The organism is Thermostichus sp. MS-CIW-38 (genome assembly GCF_054058415.1).
The window spans coordinates 33,093-45,422 of the sequence record NZ_JBSSAH010000024.1 but is presented as its reverse complement, the minus strand read 5'-3'; the positions used below and the strand labels follow the sequence as shown (position 1 = coordinate 45,422).

The 12,330-nt window shown below is 57.3% G+C and carries 12 protein-coding genes; 3 read left to right on the top strand and 9 right to left on the bottom strand.

All coding sequences use genetic code 11. From position 1 onward, the window contains the following. Positions 1-182: 182 nt before the first annotated feature. A complete protein-coding gene (locus ACVWXZ_RS09410) occupies positions 183-1,574 on the top strand; it encodes a TldD/PmbA family protein (protein WP_457403430.1) in 1,392 nt (463 codons plus the stop codon). Positions 1,575-1,808: 234 nt separating this feature from the next. Here ACVWXZ_RS09410 and ACVWXZ_RS09405 read toward each other — a convergent pair whose 3' ends face one another. The 9 genes from ACVWXZ_RS09405 to ACVWXZ_RS09365 form a co-directional block, all read right to left on the bottom strand. Next, positions 1,809-2,066 (bottom strand): CHRD domain-containing protein, encoded by a 258-nt coding sequence (locus tag ACVWXZ_RS09405; protein ID WP_414374720.1) that lies wholly within the window; start codon positions 2,064-2,066, stop codon positions 1,809-1,811. Positions 2,067-2,446: 380 nt separating this feature from the next. Next, positions 2,447-2,905 carry a fasciclin domain-containing protein gene (locus tag ACVWXZ_RS09400; protein ID WP_414357838.1) on the bottom strand — a complete coding sequence of 153 codons (459 nt, stop codon included), beginning with the start codon at positions 2,903-2,905 and terminating at the stop codon, positions 2,447-2,449. Positions 2,906-2,986: 81 nt separating this feature from the next. Then, positions 2,987-4,297, bottom strand: a complete 1,311-nt coding sequence (locus ACVWXZ_RS09395) for a CO2 hydration protein (RefSeq protein WP_457482434.1) — start codon at positions 4,295-4,297, stop codon at positions 2,987-2,989. A gap of 120 nt (positions 4,298-4,417) precedes the next feature. Next, positions 4,418-5,911, bottom strand: coding sequence for an NADH-quinone oxidoreductase subunit M (locus ACVWXZ_RS09390; RefSeq protein WP_457482433.1), 1,494 nt, complete (start codon positions 5,909-5,911; stop codon positions 4,418-4,420). Between the two features lie 48 nt (positions 5,912-5,959). Then, positions 5,960-7,795, bottom strand: a complete 1,836-nt coding sequence (locus ACVWXZ_RS09385) for an NAD(P)H-quinone oxidoreductase subunit F (protein WP_457482432.1) — start codon at positions 7,793-7,795, stop codon at positions 5,960-5,962. A gap of 533 nt (positions 7,796-8,328) precedes the next feature. Continuing rightward, entirely contained in the window at positions 8,329-9,285 is a 957-nt protein-coding gene (locus ACVWXZ_RS09380) for an NAD(P)H-binding protein (protein WP_457482431.1), read from the bottom strand. A gap of 146 nt (positions 9,286-9,431) precedes the next feature. Next, positions 9,432-9,722 carry a 4a-hydroxytetrahydrobiopterin dehydratase gene (locus tag ACVWXZ_RS09375; protein WP_457482430.1) on the bottom strand — a complete coding sequence of 97 codons (291 nt, stop codon included), beginning with the start codon at positions 9,720-9,722 and terminating at the stop codon, positions 9,432-9,434. A 67-nt stretch (positions 9,723-9,789) separates the two neighbouring features. Further along, the gene (locus ACVWXZ_RS09370; protein ID WP_457482429.1) at positions 9,790-10,308 is read right to left on the bottom strand and encodes a GNAT family N-acetyltransferase; all 519 of its coding nucleotides are present in this window, start codon (positions 10,306-10,308) and stop codon (positions 9,790-9,792) included. Positions 10,309-10,310: 2 nt separating this feature from the next. After that, entirely contained in the window at positions 10,311-10,469 is a 159-nt protein-coding gene (locus ACVWXZ_RS09365; RefSeq protein WP_414417802.1) for a hypothetical protein, read from the bottom strand. A gap of 262 nt (positions 10,470-10,731) precedes the next feature. Between ACVWXZ_RS09365 and ACVWXZ_RS09360 the strand changes: the two genes are divergently transcribed. Beyond that, entirely contained in the window at positions 10,732-11,511 is a 780-nt protein-coding gene (locus ACVWXZ_RS09360; RefSeq protein WP_457482438.1) for a cysteine hydrolase family protein, read from the top strand. A 45-nt stretch (positions 11,512-11,556) separates the two neighbouring features. After that, positions 11,557-12,021, top strand: a complete 465-nt coding sequence (locus ACVWXZ_RS09355; RefSeq protein ID WP_011434408.1) for a cupin domain-containing protein — start codon at positions 11,557-11,559, stop codon at positions 12,019-12,021. Positions 12,022-12,330 lie beyond the last annotated feature (309 nt).

The following is a 12,330-nucleotide window of genomic DNA, read 5'->3' as shown; positions in this document are numbered from 1 at the left end:
GCGACTGTAAACTCGCCTGAAATTCCGAAACTTAGCTGTCCTCTGGGGCCGCTAGGGATTGGGATAAAGCCCGCACCCTGCGCATAGCGCGGGTGCCGGGTAGTTTACTCGGCGTGGCAGCTCATCGACTTTCCAGGATCGGGCTATGCTGGACTGAGGACTACACCCATCTCCCTGTTGCTATGCGAGACCTTCTGCGCGACATCCTTCGGGACTGCTCTGGCTTTGTGGAACTGCGCTACCACAGCAAGGTGTTCCGCAGCGTCACTGCCGAGAAGGGCCGCCTTGAGCGCACCGCGGTTCGTCGCCGTTCCGGAGTGGGGGTGCGGGTGTTGGAGGCCGGCACTTGGGGCTTTGCTGCCACCGGGGATCCCTCGCCGGCTGCTATTCGGGAGGCCATCGCTGAAGCTCGCCGTGCCGCCCAAGCCAGCGCCGACTACCGCAAACAAAAGCTGGGATCCCTGCCCAGTGTGCGGCTGGCCCAAGGGGAGTTCTGCGAGCCCGGTGTGGAGGAGGTGTTGAACAAACCGCTGGAGGCGAAGATCCAGTTGGCTCTGGAAACCGAGGCGCAGGCCCGGCAGGCTTCCCGCCAAATTAGCTCCGCCAGTTGCACCTACAACGAGATTTACGAGGAAAAAGCCATCGTCACCACCGATGGGGCGGATGTGGCCTTTCGTCTGGTGCGCCCCGAGCTGCGAGTTCAGGCGGTGGCCGAAGCGGACGGCCAGCTCAGCAGTGGCTCCGAGGCCATTGGGGTAACGGGGGGATGGGATTGCCTGTTCCGCTCGGATCCCTTGCAGATGGCGGAAAAGGCGGCTGCTACCGCTGTTGACTTGTTGTCCGCAGGCTACGCGGAAGGGGGATGGGCCACGGTTATTCTGTCGCCTTCCATCGTGGGGCTATTGGTGCACGAGGCCATTGGCCACACTGTCGAAGCGGATTTTGTCCTGGCGGGTTCTGTGGCTGCCGGCAAGCTGGGGCAGCGGGTGGCCAGCGACTGGGTTACTCTCAAAGACTCCGGCCATTCGGAGTTTATGCCAGGGGCAGGGGGAACCCTTCCTGTGGACGACGAGGGCGTTCCTACCCAAAGCACCACCATCATCCAAAACGGCATTCTGGTCAGCTATCTCCACAACCGCGAAACTGCCGCCCACTTTGGGGTGGAGCCCACCGGCAATGCCCGCGCCTGGGAATACGCCGATGAGCCTTTGATCCGCATGCGCAACACCTTCATCGAGCCCGGATCCCAAACGCTAGAGGAAATCATCGCCAGCACTCCCGATGGCTACTTCCTGGATGGGGCCAGGAACGGGCAGGCGGACTCCACCGGCGAGTTTATGTTTGGGGTAGAGCGGGCCTACCGCATTCGCGATGGCAAGCTGGCGGAGTTGCTGCGCGGTGTCACCATCACCGGCAATGCTTTTGAGGTGCTGCAATCGGTGGATGCCGTCTCGCGGGACTTCCTGTGGGACTTGGGATCCGGCCATTGTGGCAAGGGTCAACCGGCCAAGGTGGATGCAGGCGGCCCCTACATTCGCTGTCGGGCCATTGTGGGCGGACAGCAACCTGTGTAGTTATTCCCTTGGCGCTCCACAGCTAGCCCAGAGGTGAAGCCTACAGCTCGCTCTGTAAAGGGGACTGGCAGGCCAGCTCCAGGACTACCGAAAGCTGCTGGCCAGGAGCTACACAGAAACTCTGTCCTGCCGGCACGACTGACCGTGGGGGAGTTCACAGAACAGCCAATCCGTCCGCAAAAATTAGGGATCCCCTCACCTGCGGGGATCCCAGATGGGGTACTGGATCAAACCTTAGCGAGGGAAAACCACCTGGGCTCGCAACTCGCCCGGCGGGTTGGCCTGCGTGTGAATGTTGATGTAGTAAGCTCCGGCCAAAAAGCTGGAGACTTGCTCAGGGGTGAGGTTGGCTTCCAGTCGGAAATTCCCCGACTGATTGCCTGGATTCGGCAACATGTTCAAGACAAAGACCACCGGCCCTGTGGCCTGGGCGAAAGATTGTCCTGGCTGCGGCTGAGCAATGTGAATATGTCCAGGGCCAAAGTTAGCAATGGGTAGAAGTGGGGTTGTGAGATTTGTAAAGCTTCCTTAACCGCTGAGAAACAAGACAGCAACCAGGCAAAAGCCGCAAAAAACCTCGAAAATTGAACGAGGCCGAAGGGAAAAACCGATCAACAACATGGAAAAAAGCTCCTCGGTCAGAGAACAGGCTAAATAAGGTACGTATCAGGCCAAGCTTCGGATTCATCTCTGGGTTTAAAAGACGGCGACATCACTGCTACCGAGAGACAAAAATCCCCACCCTGTGGGGGGCGGGGGATGGTGTAGACTGCACGCGGAGCAGAAATCTCTGACCGTACCTATAAAGTTGCGGAGAGGGGGAGAGGGTTCACCCAGGCACTTTCCCCAAGCTCGGTTCAGGATAGATCTGTCTATCCTCTGGCCGAGGCAGCCAAGGCGGAGTTCATAATCGGCCAGAACCAGTGGGGCCGCATCAGGATGACAGTGTCGATGACGTGGATGATGCCGTTATCGGCTTCGATGTCGGCTTGGATAACGGTGGCGTTATTGACCTCGAAAACGTCCCCTTCGATCAACAAGTCGATGGGGGATCCCTCTACCGAGCCCACACTTTGGTACTTGGCCAAATCTGCCTTTTTCAAGCGGCCGGGCACCACGTGGTAACACAGGATGCGAGTCAGTTGGGGGATGTTTTGCACCAGAGTGGTGATGGTGCCAGGGGGCAGCTTGGCAAAAGCCGCATCGGTGGGGGCAAAAACGGTAAAGGGGCCGGGGCTTTTCAAAGTATCCACCAGGTTTGCCGCTTTAACGGCAGTTACCAAGGTGGAAAAGCCCTCAGCAGAGACGGCAATATCAACAATATCGGGCATGGCCGGGATCCTTTTGCTGTGAAGTTGTTGCTAACTGGATTGCTGCTCGAAAGGCTTTGGGATCATTAAAGTTGCCACGGGCTAGCGATAATTCTGATCCTGAATGTAGGCGAGGCGGGCTGCTTCCCGGATCCCATATTCCGGTCGGGTGAAGCGATTGAGTTGTCCCTCAAAATAACGGCGGTTCATCATCAAGTGCCGCGGATTTGGGTCATCAAGGGGATACAAGAAAGCGGCCCTTCCCGCCTGAATCACGGCTGAGGTGACGTTGTACATGGAGCGCTGGAAGCTAACCCCCAATTGAATCAGCATGTCCTCTTCGCCGCGGCAATGCTTGCGATAATACTCCACCAAATACTGGGGCAAAAAGTGGTACATATCCTGGTGCAAGAGCGTGGGCGGGATCCCGGCGGTGCCCACCGGAAACTTATCGGCGTAGAGGATCCCGTAGTGGAAGTCCAACTGGTTGGTGGGAACTTCGTTGGCCTGGGCGTTGTAGGACTTAGTGCCGCGGAAAGGAGAGGTGCGATAAAACACGGCCTCTACATAGGGGAAGGCAGCCTCATATAGCCAGGTGAATCCTTTGGATTTGGGCACAATATCGTACCATTCTCCCCGAATACGCACGCGGTGGTAGATGGGTCGTCCGGCAATGGCGAAGATCCCGTTGACCAGAAAGTTCATCGCCTCCGGCACGCTGGTAATTTTGCCTTCATCGTAGAGATCGCTCATCTCAAAAAAGACCGGAGCCATCACCTCCCAAAACAGGCCCAACACCGAGTACATGGTGGCCTGGCGGCACAGCTCCAAAAACATATCGGGGAAGAGCTTGTATAGCCCCATCAACAGGGGGTTTCCCTGGCAATAGGCGCGGATGGCGCGGTCGGCATTTTGCTTGTATTCTTCGGAATCCATGTAGGGATCCAGCAAGCCCCCCATGTCCCGATGCCAGAGCATGGCCCGCATACATTCTTCGGCAAATTCCATGTTGATGCGGTCATGCCAGAGGTGATGCAAAATCCTGGGCAGCTTGCGCTTCAGCTCCCCTTTTTCCATGAACTCCAGCAGCTCGGGATGGGCCGTAGCCTGGCCTCGCCAAATGCGCAAATCCGCGTTATCTCCCGCGTAGTGGTTGGCCAGCTTCAGATACTCTTCAGGAATGATGAACTTGAAAAAAGGCAAGGGATCCACAAACACCTGCTCGGCAATGTAGAGCAGATCCCGCCAGTAGAAATCCATTGGCACGGCATAGGCTTTGTAGAGGCCGATAATTTGCATCAGGTTTTCCGGCGTATCTGGCAGCATGGATCCCCCTGCCTCCAGGCGGTGGACTATATCCGCAAAAGGATGGGTAGAAGGGGGAAGCTTGCGGGTTGTAAGGGTTGTCGTCATAGAAGGAAGAAGTCTCCAACTCTTCAAAAGTTCTGGCTCCTTGAGGTCATTCCCTGGGATCTCAATTCCTGGAAGTTTCCCGATTGCCTTGATCTGCTCCAGAGAAGGCAGCCCAGCTCCCTAGGGAGAATCGGCAAGATCGCCAGCCGAGGCCAGGATAAGCGTTTGCGCTTGAGCCACCTGGGTGGATAGGGTAAACGCCAAGGGTTGTGGCCATTTCACCAGGCTCATGGGCTGGATCCCAAACCAAACGATCAAGGCCGTCAAAATCAGCCCTGGGATCCGCTCCCAGCCATGCACGCGCGGGTAGTAGGCGGTGCGGTTGTCCAACCTGCCAAAGCAGGTGCGGTTCAGCAAAATCACAAAGTACACCGCCGTCAAACCGGTGCCACAGATGCTGATCAAAGTCGGCAAAGGAAAATCCTGATAGCTGCCCTGGAAGATCAAAAACTCCGCCACAAAGCCCACCAGGCCAGGGATCCCGGCGCTGGCCATCCCCCCCAAGATGAGCAGGGCGCTCACTGTGGGCAAGCCTCGCAAGGGGTTGAGCAGGCCGTTGAGTACGTTCAGATCCCGCGTTCCCACTTTGCGCTCCACCAAGCCCACCAAATCGAACAGCAGCGCCAAGATGAGACCGTGAGAGACCATCTGCACCATCGCCCCGGTCAGGCTAATGGGGGTGGCTGCCGCCATGCCCAGCAGGATGTAGCCCATATGGCCGATGGAGCTGTAGGCCACCATGCGCTTGATGTCTTTTTGGGCGATGGCCGCCAAAGCCCCCGACAGCACGGCAATGGCTCCCCACCAGGCCAGGATCCCGCCCAGGTCGGCCCAAGCTTGGGGAAACAACTGCAGCCCAAAGCGAAACAGACCGTACGTGCCTAACTTGGAGAGGATCCCTCCCAGGAGGATGGCCACTGGCGGCGACGACTCCCCGTATGCATCAGGTAACCAGGTGTGGAAGGGGATCAGCGGCATCTTAATGCCGAAAGCCACGATCAAGGCCAACAGCGTCAAGGTCTGGGCAACAGGGCTGAGAGAGGTGATGCGGATCTCCAGCAGCTCAAAGCTATGGGGATCCCCCAGCCAGTAGATGGCCAAAAAGGCCCCCAACAGAAAGATGGCGGAAACGGCGGTGTAAATCAAAAACTTGATGGCAGCATAATCCCGTTTGCCGCTGCCCCAGATGGAGATCAGCAGATAGATCGGGATCAGCACCAGCTCGTAAAACAAGAAGAACAAAAGCAGGTTCTGGGCAACAAAAGCCCCGTTGACCGACCCGCTCATGAACAAAATGCAGCCGTATAAGAGGTTGGGCCGCTTCACCTCTGGCTCAGCTGTCAGCACCGCAATCAGCGTGAGCAGCCCATTCAAAGCCACCATCAGCAGGGAAAACCCGTCCAGGCCCAGGGAGTAGCTCAGCCCAATTGCCGGGATCCAATCCCACCGCTGCACCCACTGCAGCCCTTCCGCTTGCAGGTCAAAGTTGGCAAACAGCAGCAGCGAGATCCCCAGCAGGATCCCGGCCAAGGCCACTGCCAGCTTTCGCCCCCCCAAGCCTAAGAACAGGAGCAGGGATCCCAGAATCGGCAACACAATCAAGGCACTCAGCATGGTCTCTTTCCTCTTTATTCAAGGACTCCGTCCCGCTATCGCCCAAGCCTAGAGAATCAGCCAGCCCAGCAGGGCCACCCCCACGACAATCGTCAGCACGTAGGCTTGCAACTGGCCAGAGGTGGTGTATTTCAAAACCTGTCCACCCGCCAATACCGCCAAGCTGGTTAAATTCACCAAGCCGTCCACCACATAGCGATCGAACAGGGCCGTGATCTCAGAGATGATGCGCACCACAAACACCACACTGGCCCGGTAGAGCTTGGGGGTGTAGAAGTCGTTGGCCAACAGATCCTGCCAGTCGGCCAAGAAGGCCCAGTCCACCGGCTGCCGCTGCGGACGCAGATACAGCCAGGCTCCCAAGGCAATGCCTGTCAAGCTGGATCCCGTCATTACCCCAACAGGGATCCCTTCCAGAGCGGGAATCAGACCTAGTGCCGCTAGGATCATGGGCATGTGCAGCGTTACCCCCATCATGGCGGTGCTGGGCAGCATCATCGGCCAATGCACCTCTGGCGAGCGCTCGCTCATCTGCTGCGGTTTGCCCCCCCAAACAAGGCCAAATACCCGCGTTAGCCCCAGCGCCGTCACCGCATTGGTAACCAGCACAACTGCCGCCCACAACCCCTGCCCCGGTTGCACCAACTGCTGCCAGAGATCCGTCAGCACCCAAAAGGAACCGAAAGGCGGCAAAGCGATGATTCCAGCCATCCCGGTCAAGAAGCACAGCCCCGAGATAGGGCGCCGCGACCACAAGCCTCCTAGATAGCGCAGATCCTGGGTAATGCTGTTCCAGATCACCATGCCCAGCGCCATCACCAACAGGGCCATCGCGGGCGCATAGGTCAGCAGCAACCCATAGGCTTGCTGGGGATGACCGGTGCCCACCGCCACAAAGATCAAGCCCATGTAGGCGCTCACCAGATAAGACAGGGCCCGCTTGGCATCGATCTGGGCCAAGGCCACTAGGGATCCCCCCACCGCCGTCAAGCTGCCGATAGTCAGCATCACCCTTAGCACTGTTGGGGAAAGCTCGTAGAGGGGTTGCAGGCGAATCAACACCCAGGCCCCCGTGCCCACCACCACCGCATTGCGCAAGATCGTCGAGGGGATCGGCCCTTCCATCGCCTCATCCAGCCACAGGTGCAGAGGAAATTGGGCACACTTGCCCACCGGGCCAGCCAGCAACCCCAGCCCTACCAGGGCCAGCAGGGTGGGATCCACAGTGACAGATCCTGCCTGCACCGCCTCTGCCCAGGCCGCCAAATCCTCAAACTCCCAGGAGCCGGTCAGGGGATAGATGGCGATTACCCCCATCAAGAGCAACAGGTCGCCGATGCGCTTGGTTAAAAAAGCATCCCGCGCTCCCGTCACCACCAGCGATTGGTTGAACCAAAAGCCCACCAACAGGTAAGTGCCCAGGGTCAAAATCTCCAGGATCACGTAGCTGAAAAAGAGGGAGTCGCACAAAGCCAAGGCACACATCCCCCCCTCAAACAGGCCCAGCAGGGAGAAAAACCGCGCCCAGCCCCAGTCCATTTCCATGTAGCCAAAGCCGTAGATCTGGGCCACCAGGTTCAGCCCCGTCACCACAGCGCAGGCCCCCAGAGTTACCGATGACACCTGCAGCGGCAGCTCTAACATCAGATCCCCCACCTGTAGCCAGGGCAACCGAATGACCTGCGCCGGCTGATCCCAAATTGCCACCAGCGCCCCCACGCTGTGCAGGAAGGCCATCAACGTCAAGAGCGCATTCAGATAACCTGCCGGACGTGGTCCCGTGCGCCGGGTGATTCCTGGGGACCAGATCAGCGCTCCCGCCCACGCCACCAAGGCGTAGAGGGGAATCAGCCATGCAGTTGTGACCAGCCCGTTCAAGCTCATAATCCTCCTTCGGCCAGGGATCTTGGCCAAACTGGAACACTTGCTGAGATCCTGTAAAAAATCTTAAGCAGCATCTTAGCTGCGAACCGAGATAGACAAAAATTGAACTTTCCGATAAAAACTATAGACAAAAATCTATAGTTCAAGCAGGGGGAGCAGAATAACCTCTGTCGTTGTCACCCCCTCACTCTCTAAAGCGTAGATGGAAATGAACCCCTTGGGAACCTAAGGATTTGCGATTGTTTGGACACAGGGAATGATCAAGAAAACTGGGTTTAGCGCTCCGCACCGCCAAAGCGAAGGCCTACGGCCCGCTGTCGCGACAGAGCGGCTTTGTGTTATGGTACGGGTTGATCTCCGCCAACTTGAATATGGCGCAGTGTCAATAAAAAGCGTCTGGGAAGTGTCTGGGAGTTCATCCCAGTAGTTGGGGCTATGGCATCCGCTTACGCAAACACGACCCCGTCCACCCCTTCTCCCAAGGTTGCTGCTCAAGCTGCTGTGAAATTGCCGAGAAGACTGAGAACAACGACCTAGAAGGGCGTTTTGACTTTGGGTTGCTTGACCTTCAGCTCGCGAATCCGTTTCAACATCTTCTGGAAATACTCCGCCAGGTAGTCCTCAAGAGAGGTCAGAGAGGCCAGTTCAATCCCCAGGGTTTCGCATACAGGCGTCATATCGGCGTGCATGGGTTCTTTGGCAGCAATCACCTCGACGAAGGCCAGCCGGTCGGCAATGTTCCAGCTCCACTGAAAGAACTGCGCCACCTTGCGCGCCCCTCTCAGCAGTCCCAGCGGCATGGTGCTGACTTTGGCCTTTTTGCCGGATAGCTGCTCGCACAAGGCAATGACTTCTCGAGCCGTCCAAGCCTTGGGCCCCACCAAGGGAAAGATTTGCTGCTTGGCAGCTTCTACAGTGAGAGCTCGCACCGCAAACCGGGCTGCATCTAGGGTGTCTAGGTAGGCCGTTGGCATGCCCTCGCCGGTTACCCAGACGATTTGTTCTTCCAAGATGGGGATGGCGTACTGGCCGATCAACCCCTGCATAAAGCCCGCTGGCCGGAAAATGGTGTAGGGCATCTGGGATCCAACCAAATACTTCTCAATGTGATGCTTGAAATTCATCAGGGGCACGTTGGGGTACTCGTGGTGAGCACCCATAATGGAGAAAAAGATAAAATGCTTCACCTGGGCAGCTCGGGCTGCATTGATCAGGGCAACTTTGCCATCCCAGTCCACCTGACGGGCGCTGAGGGTATCGGTCACCCGCACCGTGGCACAGTCGAGCACCGCCTCGATGCCTTCCATGGCGGAGTTGAGGGTGCTGGGCTGAAGCAGATTTCCCACTTTCAGTTGAGCGCCCCATTCACTCAAGAAAGCAGCCTTTGCCGGATTTCGCACCAGACAGGTGACTTGATGTCCTTCTTCGATGGCTCGGCGCACCACCTGACGGCCCAGCGTTCCCGTCGCCCCCACAACCAGCACGTTCATAAAATTATCATTTCTTAACCTTAGGCTTAGTCTATCAGACCGACACAGCTCCCAACACAATCCAACACAACTTTGAGGCAGCGACAAAATGGGGATCCTCTGCCAAGCCGGCTTTGAGGGATCCCCAAAGTTGGGTACTGAAGCGTCTAGCTGGCCAGCTCGTTCATGCGTTGCGCCAGGGTAAAGTCCAGTTCTGTAATGCCCCCGGCATCGTGGGTGGTGAGATCCACCCGCACGCGGTTGTAGACATTGCTCCATTCGGGGTGGTGCCCCATGCTCTCGGCCACCAAGGCCACACTGCTCATCCAGCCAAAGGCTTCGACAAAGGAACCAAACTGAAATTGGCGATGCAGCTTCCCATCCTGCAAAGACCAGCCCGGCAGATTTTCCAGCTTGGCTTGGACCTCAGCTTCACTGAGTTTGACAGGTCTGGACATGGGCTTTCCCTCCAGTCTTTGCCACCGCTTTCATCAAAAGAGCAACTGAGAGCGGATCCCAGCTTATTTACAAAACTTCATAATCTTTTGGTTCTGCCACGCCAGCGGCGCCGAGGGGTTTGTACAGCCAGTAGCCTTGCACGGAGAAATGGGCCCGCTTGTAGAAATTGAGGGCAGCCTGGTTATGGCGATAAACCTGCAGGGTGATGGCCGCCAGCTGCTGCTGGGATCCCCATCGTTCCACCTGCTGAATGAGGGCCTTGCCCAGGCCCTGCCGACGATGGGCGGGATCCACCCAGAGCAGAAAAATGTAGGCTACCCGCCGATGGGTGGCTTGATCTGTGGAGATGCCGGCCCAAACACAGCCCACCGGCTCTGCAGTTTCTTCTTTCAAGATCCACCAGCAGGGGGTGCGGGGTGGGTCGAAGAGGCGATCCAGCGTCTCTTCTAGGTGATCCCAGTTGCTTTGCTCTGGAAAAGATTCCTGCAACGTGGCCTGCAATCCTCGTCGCACCCAGGGCCGATCCCAGGCTGAACCGATGCGCCAACGATAACCCACAGGCAGAGGGATCCCTTGTTCAGCCATCCTCAGGGGTTTGCAGAAAGGGCCACAGGCGTTGCTTCTTCTAGGGGGGCAGGCTGGGCCATATCCTCCGGCAGAAACGAGCGGATGCTCACCACCACCAGGGTAAACAGAAACACCAGCAGGATGAGGGCAGGAAAGATATATTGCCGCAAGATGTTCATATTTCTACATAACCTTGGTCTCTACAGCATAGCGTGCAGAGGGGAATCCCTAGGCAGCTTTTCGGAAATCTCCTCGGTTTTTCTTCTCCTGATCTCCATCTCAGCCCCTATCGACTGACCCTGGGGGATCCCATGCGTCAATAAGGTGAGAAAGTGTAGCCTACGATTCCAAAGTGAGGTTGGCTGTGCATTAAGGTCGAGCGTAGTTGTGGGTCATCCGCCCCACCTGATCCCACTGCTGCGCGACGCGAGCGGAGAATCCATGAGCACCCCCAATCGCCCCTTGAAGACCCTTGGGATCCCTCCCAATGCTTGGGCCGTGAATGCCGAAATGGCCGACATCACCCGTCCGCCCTTGGATCCCCGGCCCATCCTGCTGCCCACCTCCAGCAAAACCCTGCGCTTGGATCTGGCCAAAGCGGCGCTGCTGGTGATCGACATGCAAAACGACTTTTGTCACCCCGACGGTTGGCTGGCCAGCATCGGCGTCGATGTCACACCGGCGCGGGCTCCCATCGGCCCTCTGAAAACCCTGTTGCCGCGCCTACGACAAGCTCAAGTGCCGATTGTGTGGGTGAACTGGGGGAATCGCCCCGACCTGCTCAACATCAGTGCTGGCTTGCAACATGTGTACAACCCCACCGGAGAAGGGGTGGGACTCGGGGATCCCTTGCCCAAGAACGGGTCTCTGGTTCTCACTCACGGCAGTTGGGGTGCGTCCGTAGTGGAGGAGTTGGAAGTCAAACCCGAGGATATCTGGGTGGACAAGTTCCGCATGAGCGGCTTTTGGGATACGCCTCTCGATAGCATTCTCAAAAACCTGGGGCGCACCACCCTCTTCTTTGCCGGTGTGAACATCGACCAGTGCGTCATGACCACCCTGCAAGACGCCAATTTCCTCGGCTACGACTGCATTTTGCTGGAAGACTGCGCCGCCACCACCTCTCCTGAATACTGTTTGCTAGCTACTCTCTACAACGTCAAGCAGTGCTTTGGCTTTGTCGCCTCCTCCTCAGATTTGCTCGCGGCTCTCCCCTGTTAGCACTTGCCCACTATTCACCCCTCATCTCTTGAGCGGAGGATCCGGATGCAAACGCTTTCCCGCTGCGTGATTCCAATTGTTAAAACCCCTGCCGATTATCAGGCTTTTCGCATCAGCCCCCACGATACCAATCGCCTGGCCATCGTGTTCGATCCTTCTCATGCTCAGATTTCTCTAACCTTTTGTGTGGAGATCTTCGATGAGGGAGGCAAAACCCCTCCAAATCGCCATCAAATGGCTGTGGAAATGTTTTTTGTTCTCAAGGGGGAAGGCCTGGCCATTTGCGATGGAAAAGCGGCCCCCATCAAAACTGGAGATAGCATTCTGGTACCGCCGACCGGTGTACATGAAATCCACAATACCGGCCCAGGCCGCCTCTACGCCCTCTGCTTCATGGTGCCCAACGAAGATTTTGCCGAGCTCATCCGCTCCGGCACTCCTGCGGACTTGGATGAGGAGGATTTGCAGGTGCTGTCGGGGGGCTGGAGAAGGGCATTTGCTGAGGCTTAGGCCTCAATGGCTCTGGGAGCTGTAGAGGTTGGAAGTCAGGGGTACTGATACATTCACGCTGAACTCTCCTGAACATGGTTCGGGAAAGAAGCGATCGCATCCTGCCTATCTCTGTTCGCGTCAGCGGGACGGAGTCCAAACAGGAAGGCGGTATCCCGCAAAGCCCTGAGGAATACCCCCCGAGCGCTTTCCCCCTTCACTTCCCGGCAACCGTTGCGGTGGACTCAAGGATCAGGGGGAAACTTGGTCTACTATATCCCTCTCAATGACTTTTGCCAAACCGCCTAAAGCTCAGTAAATTCAGCAAAG

Coding starts and splice junctions, on each gene's coding strand:
- ACVWXZ_RS09360 (WP_457482438.1), top strand. CDS start 10,732: ATGAGCACCCCCAATCGCCCCTTGAAGACCCTTGGGATCCCTCCCAAT.
- ACVWXZ_RS09375 (WP_457482430.1), bottom strand. CDS start 9,722: ATGTCCAGACCTGTCAAACTCAGTGAAGCTGAGGTCCAAGCCAAGCTG.
- ACVWXZ_RS09410 (WP_457403430.1), top strand. CDS start 183: ATGCGAGACCTTCTGCGCGACATCCTTCGGGACTGCTCTGGCTTTGTG.
- ACVWXZ_RS09395 (WP_457482434.1), bottom strand. CDS start 4,297: ATGACGACAACCCTTACAACCCGCAAGCTTCCCCCTTCTACCCATCCT.
- ACVWXZ_RS09390 (WP_457482433.1), bottom strand. CDS start 5,911: ATGCTGAGTGCCTTGATTGTGTTGCCGATTCTGGGATCCCTGCTCCTG.
- ACVWXZ_RS09370 (WP_457482429.1), bottom strand. CDS start 10,308: ATGGCTGAACAAGGGATCCCTCTGCCTGTGGGTTATCGTTGGCGCATC.
- ACVWXZ_RS09385 (WP_457482432.1), bottom strand. CDS start 7,795: ATGAGCTTGAACGGGCTGGTCACAACTGCATGGCTGATTCCCCTCTAC.
- ACVWXZ_RS09400 (WP_414357838.1), bottom strand. CDS start 2,905: ATGCCCGATATTGTTGATATTGCCGTCTCTGCTGAGGGCTTTTCCACC.
- ACVWXZ_RS09380 (WP_457482431.1), bottom strand. CDS start 9,285: ATGAACGTGCTGGTTGTGGGGGCGACGGGAACGCTGGGCCGTCAGGTG.
- ACVWXZ_RS09355 (WP_011434408.1), top strand. CDS start 11,557: ATGCAAACGCTTTCCCGCTGCGTGATTCCAATTGTTAAAACCCCTGCC.
- ACVWXZ_RS09365 (WP_414417802.1), bottom strand. CDS start 10,469: ATGAACATCTTGCGGCAATATATCTTTCCTGCCCTCATCCTGCTGGTG.